General features: G+C 69.1%; 14 protein-coding genes. 10 read left to right on the top strand and 4 right to left on the bottom strand.

The window, feature by feature from the left end; translation table 11 throughout:
* Nucleotides 1–28 precede the first annotated feature (28 nt).
* Nucleotides 29–820, bottom strand: coding sequence for an RNA methyltransferase (locus AB0M88_RS03550; protein ID WP_364094775.1), 792 nt, complete (start codon nucleotides 818–820; stop codon nucleotides 29–31).
* Nucleotides 821–878: 58 nt separating this feature from the next.
* On the opposite strand from AB0M88_RS03550, the gene AB0M88_RS03545 reads away from it, so the two are divergent.
* Nucleotides 879–1409, top strand: coding sequence for a hypothetical protein (locus tag AB0M88_RS03545; RefSeq protein ID WP_364094774.1), 531 nt, complete (start codon nucleotides 879–881; stop codon nucleotides 1407–1409).
* 24 nt (nucleotides 1410–1433) lie between these two features.
* Here AB0M88_RS03545 and AB0M88_RS03540 read toward each other — a convergent pair whose 3' ends face one another.
* Nucleotides 1434–2447, bottom strand: coding sequence for a phosphotransferase (locus AB0M88_RS03540; RefSeq protein WP_364094771.1), 1014 nt, complete (start codon nucleotides 2445–2447; stop codon nucleotides 1434–1436).
* A 52-nt stretch (nucleotides 2448–2499) separates the two neighbouring features.
* Between AB0M88_RS03540 and AB0M88_RS03535 the strand changes: the two genes are divergently transcribed.
* Nucleotides 2500–3648 (top strand): aminotransferase class I/II-fold pyridoxal phosphate-dependent enzyme, encoded by a 1149-nt coding sequence (locus AB0M88_RS03535; RefSeq protein ID WP_364094768.1) that lies wholly within the window; start codon nucleotides 2500–2502, stop codon nucleotides 3646–3648.
* A 213-nt stretch (nucleotides 3649–3861) separates the two neighbouring features.
* Nucleotides 3862–6285, top strand: a complete 2424-nt coding sequence (locus AB0M88_RS03530; RefSeq protein WP_364094765.1) for a hypothetical protein — start codon at nucleotides 3862–3864, stop codon at nucleotides 6283–6285.
* Here the strand turns inward: AB0M88_RS03530 and AB0M88_RS03525 are convergent.
* The gene (locus AB0M88_RS03525) at nucleotides 6267–6659 is read right to left on the bottom strand and encodes a signal peptidase I (protein ID WP_364094764.1); all 393 of its coding nucleotides are present in this window, start codon (nucleotides 6657–6659) and stop codon (nucleotides 6267–6269) included. The genes AB0M88_RS03530 and AB0M88_RS03525 overlap by 19 nt on opposite strands.
* Entirely contained in the window at nucleotides 6643–8022 is a 1380-nt protein-coding gene (locus AB0M88_RS03520; RefSeq protein WP_364094761.1) for a hypothetical protein, read from the bottom strand. The genes AB0M88_RS03525 and AB0M88_RS03520 overlap by 17 nt, the downstream gene beginning before the upstream one ends.
* Before the next feature lie 15 nt (nucleotides 8023–8037).
* Between AB0M88_RS03520 and AB0M88_RS03515 the strand changes: the two genes are divergently transcribed.
* From AB0M88_RS03515 to AB0M88_RS03485, 7 genes are all read left to right on the top strand, one after another.
* The gene (locus tag AB0M88_RS03515; protein ID WP_364094758.1) at nucleotides 8038–8982 is read left to right on the top strand and encodes a hypothetical protein; all 945 of its coding nucleotides are present in this window, start codon (nucleotides 8038–8040) and stop codon (nucleotides 8980–8982) included.
* Between the two features lie 3621 nt (nucleotides 8983–12603).
* Nucleotides 12604–13713: a MurR/RpiR family transcriptional regulator gene (locus tag AB0M88_RS03510; RefSeq protein ID WP_364094755.1), complete on the top strand. Its 1110-nt coding sequence runs from the start codon at nucleotides 12604–12606 to the stop codon at nucleotides 13711–13713.
* The gene (locus tag AB0M88_RS03505; protein ID WP_364094752.1) at nucleotides 13710–15020 is read left to right on the top strand and encodes an extracellular solute-binding protein; all 1311 of its coding nucleotides are present in this window, start codon (nucleotides 13710–13712) and stop codon (nucleotides 15018–15020) included. The genes AB0M88_RS03510 and AB0M88_RS03505 overlap by 4 nt, the downstream gene beginning before the upstream one ends.
* Nucleotides 15021–15089: 69 nt before the next feature.
* Complete coding sequence (locus AB0M88_RS03500) at nucleotides 15090–16070, top strand: sugar ABC transporter permease (protein WP_364094749.1); 981 nt, start codon at nucleotides 15090–15092, stop codon at nucleotides 16068–16070.
* Nucleotides 16070–16978 (top strand): carbohydrate ABC transporter permease, encoded by a 909-nt coding sequence (locus AB0M88_RS03495; RefSeq protein ID WP_364094746.1) that lies wholly within the window; start codon nucleotides 16070–16072, stop codon nucleotides 16976–16978. The genes AB0M88_RS03500 and AB0M88_RS03495 overlap by 1 nt, the downstream gene beginning before the upstream one ends.
* 41 nt (nucleotides 16979–17019) lie before the next feature.
* On the top strand, nucleotides 17020–18459 hold the full coding sequence (ngcE, locus tag AB0M88_RS03490) for an N-acetylglucosamine/diacetylchitobiose ABC transporter substrate-binding protein (protein ID WP_364094743.1): 1440 nt from the start codon (nucleotides 17020–17022) through the stop codon (nucleotides 18457–18459).
* Nucleotides 18460–18488: 29 nt separating this feature from the next.
* Nucleotides 18489–19388, top strand: coding sequence for a sugar ABC transporter permease (locus tag AB0M88_RS03485; RefSeq protein ID WP_364094740.1), 900 nt, complete (start codon nucleotides 18489–18491; stop codon nucleotides 19386–19388).
* Nucleotides 19389–19391 lie beyond the last annotated feature (3 nt).

Genomic DNA, 19391 nt, shown 5'->3' with positions numbered 1-19391 from the left:
ACATTCTCGATCGCTGCGCGCGTGCGGGTCATCGGGTCAGTTCGTAGAAGGCGAGCGCGGCCGCCGTCGCCACGTTCAGCGAGTCGACCTCGTTGTGCATGGGGATCACGACGCGGACGTCGGATGCCGCCAGGGCGCGGCGGGTCAGGCCGGGACCTTCGGCCCCCAGCATCAGGGCGGGGCGGTCACGCTGGGCGGGGGTCAGGCTTGACAGGGGTACGGCGTCCGCCGCGGGAGTCATCGCGAGGAGCGTGAAGCCGGCCTCGCCGATCCGCGACAGCGTGCCCGGCCAGTCATCGGACTTGGCGTACGGGATGGCGAACACCTCGCCCATGCTGACCCGGACCGCGCGCCGGTAGAGCGGGTCGGCACAGTCGGGGGAGAGGATCACGGCGTCCATGCCCAGGGCGGCCGCGCTGCGGAACAGGGCGCCCAGGTTGGTGTGGGTGTTCAGGCCCTCGAGCACGGCGATGCGGCGAGCGCCGGCCAGCACCTCGGCGACCGGCCGCGGCGGCTTGCGGTGGAAGGACGCCAGGATGCCGCGGTGCACGTGGAAACCGGTGATCGATTGCAGGACCGACGGTGAGGCCGCGTACAGGGGAGAAGCCGGCGGCAAGCCGGTCAGCTGATCCACCCGTTTCTCGTCGACGAGGGCCGACCGCATCTCGTAGCCGGCACGCAGCGCCCGGTGGATGACCAGCTCGCCCTCGGCGATGAACAGGCCGTTCGGCGGCTCCCATTTCGTCCTCAGCTCGACGTCGGTGAGAGCCCGGTAGTCGGCGATCCGCTGGTCGTCGGGGTCGGTGATGAGTTCCGGCACGGAAGCATTATCGTGGGAGGCGATCAGTCCAGGATCCTAGGACGCTTATAGTTTGGGCGTGTCCACTGGCGCCCAGCTGATCGCTGCCCATGACCTGATCGTTCGGGCCGACTACGGCCAGATCTATATCGAATCGTCGGCGACCGAGGACGACGACGGATGGGGCGATCTCGATCCCTACAACGCCGCGTTGGACGATGCCACCGAGTCGGGGCGTTTCGTCGGCGTCCGCCCCGGGCTGATCGATCTCCTGACGCCGGGCCAGTGGAACTTCCAGACCCCGATGCGCCTGGAGATCTGGTCGGCCGAGCCCGCCGACGACCGCGACGAGTGGGATCACGAGGTCGACGGGGATCTCGACGTGCCGGACGGGTGGATCTCGTTCGCGGCGTCCGGCGGAGGATATCCGGAGCGCATGGAGATTCCCTCCGGCGACTACCGCGTGCGGGTCTCCGGCCGGGGCTTCACCCAGGTGGGGCGGGCCGGGGCCGAAGGGGACGACTCCTACCGGCTGCGGCTGTGGCCCCGCGACCGGGCCACCGCTCCGGTGCTGCGCAAACGGTGGCCGGGCTGGGACGTGCACCGCTGAGACACCGGCCCAGCCGACGGGAGGCTAGCGGCTCAGCAGCTCCCGGATGGTCTCGACCGAGCGCGCGAAGTAGCGGTGGCCGGGCGGGCGGGTGAGGAAGTCGGCCAGCGAATAGAGGTCGAGGGCCTGGCTGATCTGGCGCCAGCCGGGCGGAAGTGAGCCGCCGTACTCGGTGAAGCCGTGCAGGAAGGCGTCGGCGAAGCCGGGCGGCCGCTCGTGGCGCAGCAGGTTGCCGACGTCGAACAGCGGGGAGCTGCTGAACGCGAACTCCCAGTCGAGCACGGCGGTCACCCACCAGCGGCCGTCGTGCTGCTCGGCCAGGATGTTCTTGGGATTGAAATCGGCGTGCACCAACTGGCGGGAGCCGCGCAGGGACGCCAGGGGAGGGGCGGCCCTTTCCGCGTACCGTAGGAGAGCGTTTTGCTCCGCATGGGTGAGATGCCCCTCGGCATTGCCTTCTTTGAGGCAACGCTCGACGAACTCGGGCAGGCCCTCGGTCGGATCGACGCCCGGCGGCCCCGGTTCGAGATCACTGCCCGAGAAAAAGCCGGGCGAATCGAAAGAAACCGTGCCGAGCGTGGCGAGAACCGCGCCGGTGGAACGGCCCAATTCGGCCGCCTCGTCGACGCTCAGCCTGGGCAGCACCTCGCTCATCGGGCGCCCCGGCATAAACGTCATGAGCAGCACCGATTCGCCGGCACTGCGGCCGTCGGGGTCGGCGGCGACGATCGTCGGCACCGGCACGACCTGGCCGAGACGCCAGGCCAGTGCCGTCTCGACCGCGCACGCGTTGAAGCGGCGGTAGCGGCGCAGAACGAACGCCTCACCGCCGTCGACGATTATTTGTATATTCTCGTTACTGTATCCGCCGGTCAGTGGTTGCGCGGCGACGATTCTTCGGTTCGGCAGTGCGACAGCCTCGATCCAACGGCTGATCCCGGGCTCCAGGCGCATGAACTCATCAAATCCGCTTCCACGACCGAGAACCATTAAAAGCGGGTGAAGAATCGGCATACCACGGTCGCGGAGTCCCAGCATTTGGTTTATCCTCCGGCGCGCCTTGACGCGCGGGCGCTGCGAGGATGTCGGAATGACCGCGGAACTCACCGTCGCCCCCCTCGCCGAACTGCGTCTGCGCACCAGCGTGAAATGGCGCAATTACCCCGAAGACGTCCTGCCGCTGTTCGTGGCCGAGATGGACTACGACCTCGCCCCGCCGGTCGCCACGGCGTTGCACGCCGCGATCTCCCGGTCCGACACCGGATACGCACCGGCCTCGGCCGAGCTGGGGAAGGCGTACGCGGGTTTCGCGTCCCGGCGGTGGGGCTGGGAGGTCGACCCGGCTCAGGTCACCAGCGTCACCGACGTGGGCGTGGGGGTGATCGAGGTGCTGCGTCAGCGGGTCCGCCTGGGCGACGTGGTGGCGATCAGCCCGCCGGTCTACCCGCCGTTCTTCGACTGGGCGCCGGAGGCGTCGGCCCGGCTGCTGTCGGTGCCACTGGTTGCGGGCCGCCTCGACCTGCCGGCGATCGAACGGGCGTTCGCGACCCACCCGGCGGCCTACGTGCTGAGCAACCCGCACAACCCGGTCGGCCGGGTGCACACATTCGACGAGCTGGGTGCGCTCGTGCGGCTGGCCCGCCTCTACGGGGTTCTGCTGATCAGCGACGAGATCCACGCGCCGCTGGTCCTGCCCGGCGCCGTCTTCACGCCGCTGCTGTCGGTGCCGGGCGCGGCCGAGGTGGCGGTCGCCGTGGTGTCGGCGAGCAAGGCGTTCAACCTGGCCGGCCTGAAATGCGCGGCGATCGTGACGGCGTCCGACCGGACGGCCGCACTGGTCGCCCGGATGCCGGCCGAGGTGCACGAGCGGACGGGGCATCTGGGCGTTGTGGCGTCGATCGCCGCGTTCTCCTCGGGCGACTCGTGGCTGGACGACTTGATCTTCTCGTTGGCGGCCCGGCGGGACCAGCTGGCCGATCTGCTGGCGACGAGGTTGCCCGCGGTGCGGTGGACACCGCCCGAGGCGACCTACCTGTCGTGGCTGGACTGCTCGGCCTGGGGCGGGGACGGGGTGCCGGCGGCCCGGTTCCTGGCGGAGGGGCGGGTGGCGGTCGAACCGGGCACGCGGTTCGGGGCGGCCGGGGCCGGCTTCGTGCGGCTCAACTTCGCGACGAGCCCGGAGATCCTGGACGAGGCCGTTTCCCGCCTGGCCGGCGTTCCCACTGTGGAGGCGGGCTGAAAATTGTCGTACCCCGGTGGTTGAGTCGTCCCCGCCCAGCGCCGGGGTGGGGGTTGGGCGCGGTGGCCGAGGCCCGCGATTTTTGCAAGATCGGGTGTTTCGGGCCGGGTGGGGGTGGCGTCCGGTCTGTGACGTCGTCAGGTCGGGCGCACAGGTCGGGCTCTCCGGCAGTACGGTTGTACTGTTCGTGTCCCGCGTCTCGGGGGTGTGTCTGTGTCGTCCGGTTCGGGGTCGGGTTCCGGGGCTGATCAGCACCTGCTGGCGCTTCTGCGGGCCATCCGGTTGCGCCAGGCGGCGCCCGACGCGGTTGCCGCCGGGGCGGCCGACACCGCCGCGGCCCTGACCGATCCGGACAGTCTGGGGCAGGGCGAGCAGCCGGCGCTTCCGGCGAGCGAGCAGCCGCCGCGGCCGGGCTGGGCCATGCCGCACGAAGCCCACACCGACGAGGACGACCGGGCGGGGGCCGAACCCGCGACGCCCCAGGAATTCGGCCCCGAGGCGACCGCTGAATTCTTCGGACGGCCCGCGACCGCTCCGATGCCGGCCGACAAAGCCGCCGCCGCTGAGGAGCCGACGCCGGGAAAGCCCGCGGCGGCCGAGTCGTCGCGCGGCAAGCCGGGTGCGGCGTCGCCTTTCGATCACGGGCCGCAGCTTCGGCCGGCGGGGCTTCCGCCGATCGATACGCGACGGCACCCGGGCGACGACGTCGATGCTCGGCGGCACCCGGGCGACGACGTCGGTGCTCGGCGGCACCTGGGTGACGACGTCGGTGCTCGGCGGCACTCAGGTGACGGCGTCGATGCTCGGCGGGACCTGGGTGACGACGTCGATGCTCGGCGGCACCCCGGCGACGACATCGAGGCGGCCGGCGGCCGGGCGGCGCTCGACCGCACGGGTGGGGCAGGTGACGACGTCGCGCCCGCGCCGCCCGGTGCTGGTCCGGTGCGGGCGGTTGAGGGCGGGGGCGCTGGTCCGGCGCGGTTGGGCGAGGGCGCGGCGGCTCCTCTCATCGCGGGCGAGGGCTCTGGTTCAGTGCCGTCGGTCGAGGGCCCCGGCCAGGCGCGGGCGGTCGCGGGCGATCGCGAGGGGGCCGGTCAGGTGCGGCCGGTCGACGGCGGGGCGGCCGGTCTCACTGCGGGCGCCGCTGGGGGCGCGGGTCTCAACCCGGGTGCCGGCGCGCGGCGGCCGGCCGATGGCGCGGGTCTCGACGCCGCTGAGGGCGCGGGTCTCAACCCGGGTGCCGGCGCGGGGCGGCCGGCCGATGGCGCGGGGCTCGACGCGGCTGGGGGCGCGGGTCTCGACCCGGGTGGAAGCTCTGGCGCGGTGCGGTCGGCCGGGGGGCCTGGGGGCCTGGGGCGTACGGTTGCCAGCCGGTCGTCCGACGCGGCCGGCGCCGCGCCGGGGGCGCAACCATCCTCTCAGCTGCGTGGGCCTGCCGAGCCTTTGCCGCCTCCGCCGCATTCGCAGGTGGCCGGGATCGGGCGGATCGGGGCGGCGATCGACGGGATGGATCCGGCCGATGATGTGCTGTTGCGGGAGACGCAGCGGCTGCTCAGCACCAGCCTGACGTTCGCAGGTGGGCCGGGGGAGGTGGCGGAGCGGTTCCGGGCGGCGCTGGCGCGGGCGCAGCCGACCCTGCTCGCGGCGCTTCCGGGCAACGCGGAGACGCAGGCCGGTCAGCTGGCGCGGGGGCTGACCTGGCTCGTGCACCACCTCGACCAGCCGCCGAAGCTGGTCACCGGGTGCGGGCTGCTCGGGGCGGCGCTCGCCGAGTGCGGGGTGCGGCCCTATCAGCTGCAGCTGGTGGGGGCGGCGCTGGCCGAGGCGATCCGGTCGGGGATGCCGGCCGGCGCGTGGCGGCAGGACTTCGACCTGGCGTGGCGGTCGACGTGGCAGCACGCCTACGAGTGGATCGTGCACGGGGAGACGCTCACGCAGTATCAGCCGACGGTCTGGACCGCGGTCGTCGTCGAGCATGAGCTGCGGCGGCACGACCTGGCGGTGATCCGGCTGCGGCCCTACCTGCCGATGCCGTTCCGGCCGGGGCAATACGCGCGGGTCGAGGTTCCGGAGGTGCCGGGCGTCTGGCGGCCCTACTCGCTGGCCGGGAAGCCGCGCCGGGACGACCTGATCGAGCTGCACGTGCGGGCCAAGGCGCGCAGCGGGGTCAGCGGGACGCTGGTCTACAGCACCGAGGTCGGCGATCACGTGCGGCTGAGCCGGGCCGAGGGCAACATGGGCATCCCGTCCGAGCCGGACCGCGACCTGCTGATGATCGCGGGGGACACGGGGGTCGCGCCGCTGAAGGCGCTGCTCGCCGAGCTGGCCGACACCGGGGATCCGCGGTCGGCGGTGCTGTTCTGGGGCGTACGCAATCTGGACGAGCTCTACGACATCGACGAGATCGCGGAGATCGCGCGGGCGGCGCGGCGGGCGACGGTGGTGCCGGTGGTGTCCGAAGGCGACCCCGGGCCTTACGCGTCGGGCCTGGTCACCGACGCGGTCGCGGCCTATGGCGAGTGGTCGGGGCACGAGGTCTATCTGGCCGGGCCGCCGCTGATGCTGGCGGCGACGTCGGCCGCCCTGCGACTACTGGGAGTTTCGCCCGATCACATTCATCATGACGCTCCGGAATGATCGACCGCGTAACCCGGAAGTGACGGCCAGCGGACGGTCACGACCACCGACGGCTCCTCGGCGACCCACGAGTGGTCGACGCCCGGACCCCACAACACGTAGTCGCCGGGCGTCGTCAGCACCACCGTCCGGTCCGGCAGCTCGACGTGGAAACGCCCGCTGATCAGCATCAACAGCGCCGTGCGCTCCTCGCCCTCGACCCACTGGGCGCGCCGGTCACCCTTCGGATGCCGCCCCCACTTGATCTCCACGTCGGCGCTGTGCCGAGGATCCTCCGGCGGCTTGAAGTAGCCCAGAAGCCAGCCGCGGTCGCCGGGGGCGTCCACGTCGGCGTTGCCGACATAAACCTCGCCTAGCTTACGCAACGGCGTCATCCAGCACCTTCGCGTACGCCGGTGGCGCGTAACTCGGCCCACCCGGCGTGAGCACCGCCTCCCGGTCGGCCTGCGCCCAAGCGGACGGTGGGACCGCGGCCCGCAGCGCCGTCAGCACCGGCGCGTCGTAGTCGATCATCGACAACGCGACCAGGGACTCCTCGACCTCGCCGACGCACTCGAACGGCTTGTGCGCGTCGATGCCGAGGAGCTCCAGGAAGCCGGGAACCTGGTCCTCGCCGGCCTGGTTCTCGCCGGCTTTGTCGCCCGCGAACAGGTCGTGGCCGAAGATGCCGACCAGCCGTTCGCGGGGCATCGCCGGGGCCATGGCCAGGAAGACGAACCGGCACTTCGGGCAGTTACCGCACCAGCGCGCCGTCGGGTCATGCAGCAGGAACGCCTTGTTACAGCTCGTGACGACGTCGTCGTAACGGTCGTGCCGCGCGTACAGCTGGGCGATGTGCAGCTCGGAGAGCGTGCGCAGCAGCGAGAAGTAGGGCTCGGTGAGCCCGGCGTGGGCCGTGACCGCGGCCCGCAGCAGCCCTTCGGCCTCGGCCCCCTTAGACCACTGGTGGTTGATCTCGTGACCGTTCCAGATCAGGTTGGGGTCGGAGGCGGACCGCTCGTTCGACATCACCACCGGTCCGAGGCCGTGCAGCGTGGCGGTGGCGATCGCAATGAGTGAGTTGATGGCGGTCACCGGGATGTGACCGTTGAGCGCGCCGGCCTTGTTGAGCTCGAACAGCCGCGGGTCGAGCCGCCTCTTCGCCTCCAGGGCCCGGAGGCCGGAGGCCTCGTTGACCGCCTTGATGACCCAGTTGGGGTTGACCGAGAACGGGACCGGGTCGAGGCCGGCGTCGCGCAGGATCTCCAGGGTGACGATGGAGTCCTTGCCGCCGCCCACCGGAGAGAGCGGCCTTTTGTCGGCGTTGTCGGTTATTTTCGAGGACTTCCCGGTCACGCCGGGCGTTTCCACGCCCAGTTCCAGGACGTACGGGAGGTGGTTGCGGTAGGCGTACTCGGCGAGCCCCTTGGTGTAGACCGCCGTGAACAGGTCTTTTGCCGCCTGGGGGACCGGTTTTGGCGCTTCGATGCGTGGCGGGGCGCCTACCTTGTAATAGCTGACTCCGGCCACCACGTGCAGCAGGTCGAGGACCTTGTAGAACGCCTCCGGCGGCTCGTGGTCGACGACCGGGAACGTGATCGTTTCCGTGAACTCGAGCGGCTCGGGGCCGTCGAGCAGATAGTCGAACGTCGCCGTCCCGGTGGCCGGGTCGAAGGCGTACGTCGGAAAGCGCATCGCGTCGAACTGCACCCGCAAACTCCCGTCGGAAGACCGAAGCGCAATACTAGTGCGACTCATCGAGGAGGCTTGCGCGTGCGCCTGGCAGACCTGAAGGGCCGGTCGGTGGCGGTGTGGGGCACCGACGCGTCGGCGCTGGCCGCGCTGCGGGCGATCGCCGCCGTGCAGCCGTCCCGCCTGCTGGCGGTCGACGACCGCGCCGACTACGCCTCCCTCCCGTGGGACTCCGCGCTGGCGCCACTGGCCGGGGGCGACCACGCCTTCCCGGCGCTGGTGACGGCCGATGTGATCGTGGGCTGCGTTCCGGGCCACCCGTGGCTGGAGGCGATCGAGTCGCGGGGAATCCCGGTTACGTCCGGCAGCGCGCTCTGGATGGCCGATCACGCTTCGCGCACGGTCGCGGTGACCGGGAGCCCACTGGCGGCGGCGTTGATCGCCCATCTGCTGGCGGCTTTTGATCGCCCGGTCGTGACCGGCGGGCCGCTGCTCTCCCTGCCGGCCGGTTCGGAATATGTGGTGGCGCTGACGGCGGCCGAGTGCGCCCGGTTGACGTCGTCACCGAGGGTGGCCGTGGTGGCCGCGTTGTCTGCTCCCGTCTCCTCTCCGCTCTCTTCTCCGGTCCCCTCTCCGCTCTCCTCTCCGCTTCCCTCTCCGCAAGATCAGCTGAATCTCCTGCGGCACGGTCCAGAAATGATCGTGGTCAACGGCGCCGACCTGCCCTTGCGCGACGCGATCCGCGGCATAACCGACATAAACCGCTTCCCGCCGATCCCGGCCGGCGCCGAAGACTCCCGCTTCCGGGTCGAAACCGACGCGATCTTCTGCAGCGACGACGCCCTGTTCCCGCGCGCCGCGCTACACCTCCCGGAGGAGTCGGCCGGGCGTGACTTGTGCGTGGCCCTGGCCGTCTTGGACGGGCTGGGAGTGGATGTCGTGGGCGCAAAGTCGGAGCTGGCAGCGGCAGTGTCTGCGTTCGAGCCCGCTTCGGACGACAAGGAATCGCCCGACCCGGCCGTTTGATCTCCTTTTACCGCGGCTTTCCCGGTCGCTGGCGCAGTTCCAGACGGCAGATCCCATCGGGTTCTGGCGGCCGGCGTGGAATGCTTGAGAGTTTGATCCTGCCGTGCGTGCGTAGCTGTTCTTCCTTTGCCGCGCCCGCTCGCGCCTTCTCGCCCCTTTTCGAACAAGAACGGTTACTGGAGATATCTGCGATCGCCTTCGAAGGCCTTGCGTGGTTTATGCCGGTGTGCCTATTCGCTTGGGCCGCGCGATTTACTGGTTGAACGAGTGGCGTCTCTTTGGTTTAGGAACGGCACTCTTGCCCTGCCGCTCGGTGCGGACGGGAACACGGCTCGACCCACATTCTCGGATCTGTGCTAGGCGTCGGATTCTGAGCAGGCGTGAGAATCCTCAAAGTTCGCGAGGCCTCTTGTCGCTCGATCTCGCTAGGGCCGCCCGCGCTGGCTGGGCTGTTCGGCCCCGCCGGGTAATCGGCCCCGCCGGAGTGTCCGGTGTGGCCGGGTATTCGGTTTTGCCGGGATGTCCGGTGTGGCCGGGTATTCGGTTTTGCCGGGATGTCCGGTGTGACCGAGGTGTTCGGTTCTGTCGGGGTGTCGGGGGGTGGCCGAGGTGTTCGGTTCTGTCGGGGTGTCGGGGGGTGGCCGAGGTATTCGGTTCTGCTCGGGGTGTCGGGCGTGGCCGAGGTATTCGGCTCTGCCGGGGTGTCGGGCGTGACCGGGTGTCGGGCGCGACCGGGTGTTTGGTTGGGCCGGGTGTTTGGTCTGGATCGCCGGCTTCCGCTGACGTGCCTGCTTTCGTTGGATTCGGCCCGGCCCGGCTGAGTGGCTTGGCGGCGGCTCCGGGCGTGCCGCGGTATTCGGTTCGGCCGGCGCGTGCGATAGGGCCGCCTTGCAACCGCGCCGAAATGCTCTATCCCGCCGGGCCTGGGGCTGGTCGGGACCCATGACGAGGCCCGGGGCTTCGGGGTGCTGGGTGCTCGCGCCCGCGGGGGAACTCGGTCTTCTACGGCGTGCGGATAGTTTGGGATGCTCGGCCGTTCGGCCTGGCTGAGGTGTTGGGCCCGACCGGGCGTTGACTCCCGCCGGGGTGCTCGATCCACTTGGGACACGGGGTCTCGCGGGAGGCCCGGTTGCGGTGTTCGGTCCCGCCGGAAGGCCTGGCTGCGGTGTTCGGTCCTGCCGCGAGGCGGTTGCGGTGCTCGGGGCTGTGGGGAGGCCGGGTTGCGGGTGCCCGGGTCGATCGGGATCGGTTGCGGTGCTCGGCGCCGTGGGGAGGCCGGGTTGCGGGTGCCCGGGTCAGTCGCGATCGGTTGCGGTGCTCTCCGCCGTGGGGAGACCTGGCTGGGGGTGCTCGATCCGGTCGGGAGACCTGGCTGTGGTGCTTGGTTCCGTGGGGGCCTGGTCGTGGCACTCGGGACGGTCGGCAGGCCTGGCTGGCGACGCTCGGTTCCGCCTGGAGGCGTGGCTTGCGCTCGTCCAATCGGGAAGCTCAGCTTGCGGTACTCGTTCCCGCTGGGCCGATCGGTTTCGGCCAGGTGCTCGGCTCGGCGGAGGCCTTCGGCCTGGCCGGTTGCTCGGCTCGGCTGGGATGTTCGGCTCGGCTGGGAGGTTCGGTTGGCCCGAGGCGTCCGGCTTGCAAACGGCGCTGCGACTGACCCGGGTGCTTGCCTCGGCGGCTGCTTCGGACCCGGTTGCGGGGGTGCGGTGACTTCGCATGCATTGTCTGCTGGGCGAAGCGCCGTTTGGCGTGCGGTCGATCCGGCATCGTCGGCTTCCTCGGGCGGCAGTCGGGCTGGTGTCGACACGCGATCGGGTTCGCTGGACGACCCAGTCAACGGCCTCGGCCGACTGGTGGCTTCTGCGAGATCGTGCGAGTGGGGCGTCGCGGCCGGCTTGACGGGCAGAGTCTCTTCCTGCAGGACCAGCCGCTGGCGGTCGTCACTCGTTGTTCCGTCACGCTCCGGCCGGCGCCCGCGTTGCTGGTCGAGGAGCGGGACCGGTTGAGGGGTGGCAACGATGTGACCGGTCGCGCTGGTCATTTCCGGTCTGCCGTCGCCCTCGGGATGCAGGCGGCGTTGCTTTGCGGCATAGCGACGGGCCAGGCCCCAGGAGCGGTGGATTTCATGCACGCGGCGAAACTCGTCGCGCTCAGGAGAATAATTTCGCGCCGCAGTCCGGTCGCGCATCCGAGCCAATTCCGATGAGTTAAACAACTGTAGCTGCCGCACGAAAGAATTATCCCAAAGGATCAAGCTCCCGCGTCAGCATTCGATCATGCAAAAATCAAAAAATTCGCGAGTAGATGCTCACTGGTCGCCACCTATCCCGCCCCTGTTGGGTGGGGACGAGTTAAGCACAGGGGTCTGACATCTTTTAGTCGCTGTCCACAGGCGAGGGCCCACACCTTCCCCCGCCCGTCTTGGGTGGGGCGAGTTAATCAGCCGGGTCTGACACTTTTTGATTGTTGTCCACAGGCTGGCCCGTCTTTCCCTTGCTCTGCTAGGTGGAAGTGAGCTAAGCGTCCGGGTTTGACAGAACTTGTCAATAGATGTCATCAATTCGCCCGGTGGCGTGCTGCCTGCGGTCCGAGGCGGGGCGGGGTGGTTGACCGCGGACGGTCGGGACTGAGGTCGGGCCGTCGATGGATGGTGCGGTTGCCTCGGTCCCTTGAGGGGCCGGCGGGCTGCGTGGCGGGCGGCTGCGGGGGCCGGACGGGGTGCGCCACCCGCCACGAACTGCATCTGTGGCGCGGGGCCGTGCGGCTGCGGTGCGGCCGGCTGCGGGGGCCGGCTGGCTGCCGGGGGCCGCGCGGCTGTGGGGGCCGAGCGGCTATGGGCGCCCGGCGGGGTGCGGGCGCCGGGCCGGGGTGCGGCGCCGGGCGGGGTGGGGCGGCCAGCCAGGGTGCGGGGCCGGGGGCCCGGGCGGGGTGCGGGGGCCGGCGGGGTGCGGGGCCGGGCGGCTGCGGCGTCGGGTCGGCTGCGGGCGGGCGGCTGGCTTGGTACTGCGGCAAGCGGTCCGGTCTCCAAGGTGAGGGCCGCTTCGGGGCCGTTCAGAGCGGGTCAGGTCGGGCGTGAGGTGGCGGTGCGCTATGTGAGCGGCGGGCTTGGTGAAGGTCGTCGCTCTCAGTGAGCGATGGGCGGGCGGGGCGTGGGCTGGGTCGGGGCGGCTGGGGTGGGTGGCGGTAACGGCCGGGGCGGGACGGTGTGCCTTGCCGGCGGCGCGGGTGACCAGGGTGGGGACGCGTCGGCCTGGGCGGGGAGAAGTCGGGGATGGGGGCGGCGGACGCCGTACGGGAAAGGGTTTGAGCTTGATTTGTAAGGTTTCCGAATCGTTTCAAATGCTCGGGGGATGGGCTGAACAGAGGAGTCCGGCTGGGCCGAACGGTGTCCGGCGGCTGTCGAGCGGTGGATGACAAAAGCGGACCAAACGGCGCTAGTGATGGCGGTCACGTCTTAACGGGGATTTGGGGATCGATGGGCGTCAAGTGGGGGTGGCGTCACCGGTCTTCATCACCGCAGGTCAGGTAACGGTTTGAAAACTTCGCCCATGGCCTTGACAGGAAGGTCTCTTTAGTAAGAACTTTTACCGCGACAGTAAACAGTCCTTCCTGAAAGGGTGGCCAATGAGCGAGCCTGAGGTTGACGGCGCCGCGGCGACCGCGGTTGTCGGATCCCTGGTTCGTGAGCGGGGCGGCCAGCGGGGGGAGCAACGGGGAGGCCAGCGGGGGGAGCAACGGGGAGACCGGCAGGTCACCGGGGTGGGGGGAGACGGGGGTCCGGGCGTCACGGGAGGCCCCGGAGTCGACAACAAGATCAACTCGGACGGGACGCTGGTCCGGGTGCGGTCGCTTCTTCCCGAGTTCACCGGGGCGCTGCGCCGGGTGGCCGAGCAGGTGCTCGCCGACCCGGCCGCCGCCTCCCGGGCCACCATCGTCGAGCTTGCCGAGCGCAGCGGCACCTCGCCGGCGACCGTCACCCGGTTTTGCCGGGCGCTCGGCTTCGACGGGTACGCCGACCTGCGCCTCGGCATCGCGGCCGAGACCGGGCGCGCCCGAAGTGCCGGGTGGACCGTGGACATCGGGCGCGAGATTCAGCCGGGCGATCCGCTGGAGCGGGTCCTCGGGCAGATCATGGCCTCGGACACGCAGGCCATGAACGACACCGCCGCTCTCCTGGATCTGCGGGAGGTCGAGCGGGCCGCGGTCGCGATCGCGAGTGCGCCGCGGGTCAACATCTTCGGGGCCAGCGGCAGTGCGCTGGTCGGCGAGGAGATGCAGTTCAGCCTGCACCGCATCGGCGTTCCGGTGTGGGCCTGGACCGACGTGCACAACGGCCTGGCCAGCGCCGCACTGTCGCGCGCCGGTGACGTCGCGCTCGGCATCTCGCACAGCGGGGAGACCGGGGAAACCATCGAGCTTCTCGCGGAGGCCAGCAGCCGCGGGGCCACCACCATCGCGCTCACCAGTTTTCCGCGCTCGCCGCTGGCCGAGCTCGCGGACATCGTCCTGATCACCGCCACCCAGGCCACGACGTTCCGGCCGGACGCGCTCAGCGCCCGGCATCCCCAGCTGGTCGTTCTCGACCTTCTCTACGTCGCCGTCGCGCAGCGGACCCACGAACGTTCGCACGCTGCGTTCCAGCGCACCGCCCAGGCCGTACACGGTCACAAAGCGGCCAAAGATGGATCAACGAACAAAACAGATAAGACCGAACACAAAATGGAGGAAGCGTGAAGCGCAAGATCGCGGTTGCCGCGGCCCTCGCCGCGACTCTGCTCGCCACCGCTGCCTGTGGCGATAAGAAGAGCGACGACACGACCTCGGCCAACGGGGCCGTCGACGGCAAGGGCAAGACCGTCAAGGTCTGGCTCATGGTCGACGCCCAGACCGGATGGAAGGCCGTCGTCGACGACGCCAGCAAGCGGTTCACCGCCGCCACCGGCGCCCAGGTCGACGTCGAGTACCAGCAGTGGGCGGACCACCTCACCAAGCTGGACGCGACGCTGGCCGGCAACGACGTTCCGGACGTGGTCGAGCTGGGCAACACCGAGTTCGCCAAGTACGTCACCACCGGTGCGTTCGCCGGCCTGAACAAGGGCGACTTCGAGAACTCGGGCACCTGGCTGACCGGCCTCGACGGTGCCTGCGAGCTGGACGGCAAAACCTACTGCGTGCCCTACTACGCGGGCGCCCGGGTTCTGCTCTACCGCACCGACCTGTTCAAGAAGGCCGGGATCGCGGCCGCGCCGACCACCTACGACGATTTCCTGGCCGACGCGCAGAAGCTGCAGGACACCAACAAGAACGACAGCAAGTTCGGTGCCTTCTACATGCCGGGCAAGTACTGGTACGCCGCGATGTCCTGGGTCTACGCGAACCAGGGCACGATCGCGAAGCAGGACGGCGGCAAGTGGGTCGGCCAGCTCGAGCAGCCGGCCGCGCAGCAGGGCCTGCAGAACTGGGTCGACGTGGTCAAGAAGTACTCGAAGGCCGACATCACCAAGGACGAGAGCGACCAGGCCGGTGTCTTCGGCCAGGGTGGCGAGGCCGGCATGTTCTACGGCAACACCTGGGAGCAGGGTTCGGCCGAGCAGGTCGCCAAGGACCCCAACGACCCGAACTCGCCGAAGATCGACACCAAGGTCAAGGGCAAGCTGGCCGCCGCGCCGATGCCGGGCATCCCGTCCTTCCTGGGCGGCTCCAACCTGGGCGTCACCAGCAAGAGCCAGAACTCCGCGCTGGCCGCCCAGTGGATCAAGTACTTCACCGACAGCACCTCGATGGACGGCCTGATCAAGGCCAACGCGCTGCCGAACTCGACCGCGCTGCTGGACAAGACCGCGACCGAGAACCCGTCGCTGGCCGCGGCCGCCAACGCCGCCAAGACCAGCTGGTTCCCGCCGAACTCCGGCAAGTGGGCCGACGTGGAGAAGGCGAACGTCCTTCCGCAGATGCTGAGCGACATCCTCACCGGTAAGAAGTCGGTGGCCGACGCCACCAAGTGGGCCGACCAGCAGATCGACACCACGCTCGCCGAGTAACGAGCACGCGCCGCCCGCCTGTCCTCAGGCGGGCGGCGCCTTCGCCTTTTCTAGGGAGGGAAGCAGAAGATGACCGCCGTCGACTCCCCGACGACCGCGCGCCCGGCCGGGGCGGGCGGCGCAGCTCCGGCCGGCGCGCGCCGCCGCCGGCTGCGCCGCCGGGGCGAGAACTCCACGGCCTGGCTGCTGGCGCTGCCGGCCCTGATCCTGCTCGTCGGCCTCCTCGGGTGGCCGATGCTGAAGATGATCCTGCTGTCGTTCCAGAACCTGACCCTGCGCCAGCTGTTCACCAACGAGTCGCCGCCGTTCGTCGGGTTCGACCAGTATCAGAAGGTCCTCACCGACCCGGTGTTCTGGACCGTGGTCTGGCACACGGCACTGTTCACGGTGGTCTCGGTGGTGTCGACGGTGGTGATCGGCCTCGGCGTGGCGCTGACGATGCGCCGCGTGCACGCGTGGGTCCGGATCGCCATGGTCGTCGCGATGATGTTCGTCTGGTCGATGCCGCAGCTGGTCGCCGCCCAGAGCTTCCGGTGGATGACCGACTCCGACTTCGGCGTCGTCAACTACCTGATCTCCAAGATTCCGGGCGTCGACTTCCAGAACCACGCCTGGTTCGTCAGCACCCCGCAGGGCTGGATCGTGATCACCACTCTGGTGGTCTGGGGCGGCATCCCGTTCCTGGCCATCACGCTCAACGCGGGCCTCACCCAGGTGCCCAAGGAGCTGCTCGAGGCGGCCACCATGGACGGGGCCAGCGCCTGGCAGGCCCTGCGCAGCATCACCTTGCCGATCCTCAAGCCGCTGCTGACGATCGTCACCACGCTGTCGGTGATCTGGAACTTCGGCCTGTTCACCCAGGTCTGGGTGCTGCGCGACTCGAAGCCCGAGCAGTCCTTCCAGACGCTGGCCACCTACTCCTACTCGCAGGCTTTCGGCCAGGCGAAGTACAGCCCCGGCTCGGCCATCTCGGTCATCACGGTGCTCCTGCTGCTCGGCGTGATGGTGCTGTACATCCGGCAGATGTTCAAGATCGGAGAGGTGGACTGATGGTCGCCACCACGCCCACGCCCGTGCCGCTCAAGGCCAAGCGCCGGCGGCGGGCCGCCTCCTCGGACTCGGTCGTCACGACCGGCCGTAGCCGTACGGGGACGATCCTGGCGAACGCCTTCGGGATCGTCTTCGCGCTGGTGATGATCTTTCCCGTGTACTGGGTGCTGAACACCGCGTTCAAGCCGTCGAACGAGATCCTGGTCTTCCATCCGACGTTCTTCCCCCGGCACCCGACCCTGGACAACTTCAAGTCGGCCATCAAGGCGCCGCTCTTCCTCACCGACATGGCGAACGGCCTGATCATCACGGTCGTCGCCGTGTTCGCCGCGCTGGTCGTCGGGTTCCTGGCCGCCCTGGCCATCGCGCGGTTCCGCTTCTACGGCCGCAGGGGGCTGATCCTGGTGATCCTGGCGGTGCAGCTGGTGCCGCTGATCGCCTTGATCATCCCGTTGTTCCTGGAGCTGCAGGGCGTGCACTTGACCAACAGTCTGGTTGGTGCCAGTCTCGTCTATCTGGTCCTGATTCTTCCGTATACCGTCTGGACGCTGCGTGGCTTCATCTCCGGCATCCCGCGCGAGCTCGACGAGGCCGCGCTCATCGACGGGTGTAATCGGTTCCAGACCTTCTGGCGCATCATCCTCCCGCTCACAGGTCCCGGTTTGGTCGCGACAAGCGTCTACGGCTTTATTCAGGCGTGGAATGAATACATCATCATCAACACGCTGAACAACCCACAGAAACAGAACCTGATGGCCTGGCTCCTGCAGAACCAGACGATGCGCGGTACCGCATGGGGCCCCCTCATGGCCGGTGCGATCATTACCTCCATCCCGGTGGTGATCTTCTTCCTGATCATCCAGCGCAACATCGCGACCGGCCTCACGGCCGGGGCGGTGAAGGGCTAGATCAGGGTCAAGTACGACCTGTTAAGCACTGAGGAGACGCTGTGACTGACATATTCGCCAAGCCCGAGCTCGACCGCCGTACCCTGCTGCGCCGGGCCGGCGCTGTCGGTCTGCTCGCCGCACCGGGCGTGAGCATGCTGGCCGCCTGCGCCGGCGGTGGCGACGACACCACCCAGAAGCAGTCGAAGGGCACGGTCTCGGCGGACAACCCGCTGGGCATCGACCCCAAGGTGGGCATCGAGATCCTGATCTTCGACGGCGGTCTCGGCACCAAGTACTCGACCGACGTCGACACCCCGCTCTACAACAAGAAGTGGGCGGACTCGAAGGTCACCTTCCAGTCGACCCAGACGGTCTCGACGGTCGTCAAGCCGCGGCTGAACGCCGGCAACCCGCCGGACATGGTCAACAACTCGGGTTCCGACCTGATGGACTTCGGCGCGATCGTGAACGCCGGCCAGGCGTCCGAGCTGACCGACCTGTTCGCGGCGCCGTCGCTCGACATCCCGGGCAAGAAGGTCTCCGAGACGCTGGTTCCGGGCGCGATCGAGATCGGTTCGTACAGCGGCAAGCCGTACGCGGTGAACTACTCCTTCACCATCTACGGCCTCTGGTACAACAAGGTGCTGTGGGACAGCAAGGGCTGGACGCCGCCGACCACCTGGGCCGACTTCACCGCCCTGTGCGACAAGATCAAGGCGGCGGGCATCACGCCGTTCGGCTTCGCCGGCGCCAACGCGTCCTACTACATGGTCCGCGCGATCCTGACCAGCGCCGTGAAGATCGGCACCGAGTCGGTCACCAAGGACATCGACAACCTGAAGGCCGGCGCCTGGCAGAACCCGGCCGTCATGCAGGCCGCGCAGGCCTGGGGCGAGATCGGCAACAAGTACATCGACAAGAGCTTCCTCGGCCTCAAGCACACCCAGGTGCAGCTCCAGCAGGACCAGAACAAGCTGGCGATGTACCCGTGCGGCTCGTGGCTGGAGAACGAGATGGCCGCCGACACCCCGAAGACCGGCTACCAGTACGCGGTGATGCCGATGCCGAGCGTGACCACCTCGGACCAGCTGCCGGCGACGGCGATCAACGCGGCCGCGGGTGAGATCTACTTCGCCCCGGCCAAGGCGAAGAACCCGCAGGGCGGCAAGGAGTACCTGCGGACCATGCTGTCGAAGGAAGCGGCCAAGGGCTTCACCGACCTCACCAAGTCGCTGACCGTGGTGCAGGGCGCGACCGACGGTCTCACCCTCTCGCCCGGCCTGACCAGCGCCAACGACATGCTGACCAAGGCCGGCAAGGACGTCTTCGTCGGTTACCTGTTCGACACCTGGTACAAGCCGCTCGACGACGCGTCCCGCGACGCGGCCAACGAGCTGATGTTCAAGGGCGGCGACGCGAAGAAGTTCTGCGACACGATGGAGGCCGCCTCCCAGAAGGTGGCCGGCGACTCCTCGATCAAGAAGTTCCCTCGTTCCTGAGATAACCCGTACCAGATAGGCAGGGCGTCATGCGGCACGGCAAGTACCCCTTCATCATCGGCTTCCTTGTCGTGCCGCTGGCGCTCTACGGACTGTTCGTCATCTGGGCCTATGTCCAGATGTTCAAGCTGTCGTTCACCAGCTGGACCGGCTTCGGGCGCGCGGACGGCAACGGCTTCGCCAACTACAAGCGGCTGTGGCACGACACGGTGTTCTGGGCCGCGCTGCGGCACAACCTGTTCCTGCTGATCCTGCTGCCGGTCATCGCGATCGCGATCTCACTGTTCTTCGCGTTCCTGCTCAACGTCGGCGGCAACTCCAGGGGCGGCGTCACGCGGGGCGTGTGGGGCTCCAAGGGCTACCGGATCATCTTCTTCTTCCCGCAGCTGCTGGCGCTGGTCATCGTCGCGGTGATCTTCGGCCGGGTGTTCGGCTCGGACCGCAGCGGCATGATCAACGGCCTGTTCCCCTCGTCGTGGCATCCGTGGTTGTTCGTGGCCGACGAGCGGTGGGCGCTGACCTGCCTGCTGATCGTGTTGGTCTGGCAGCAGATCGGCTTCTACGTGGTGCTGTTCTCGGCCGCCATGGGATCGATCGCCCCCGAGATCTACGAGGCGGCGGCCCTGGACGGCGCCAGCCGGCCGGTGCTGTTCTTCCGGATCACCATCCCCCTGCTCTGGAACACGCTCCAGGTCGCCTGGATCTATCTGGGCATCGCCGCCTTCGACGGGTTCGCGGTGGTCAGCCTGATGACGGTGAACCAGGGCGGCCCGAACAACGCCACCATGCTGCTGAGCATGGACATCTACAAGAACGCGTTCAACGGGGCGGCCGGGTACTCGTCGGCGATCGGTGTCGTGCTGTTCTTCCTCACCCTGACCTTCGCGGCGCTGACCCTGCGGGTCACCCGGCGCGACGTCGAAGCCTGAGCC

Source organism: Actinoplanes sp. NPDC051411, assembly GCF_040682075.1.
Lineage (GTDB): Bacteria > Actinomycetota > Actinomycetes > Mycobacteriales > Micromonosporaceae > Actinoplanes.
Note: the sequence above shows the minus strand (reverse complement) of the source record. Positions and strands in the feature narration are given on the sequence as shown.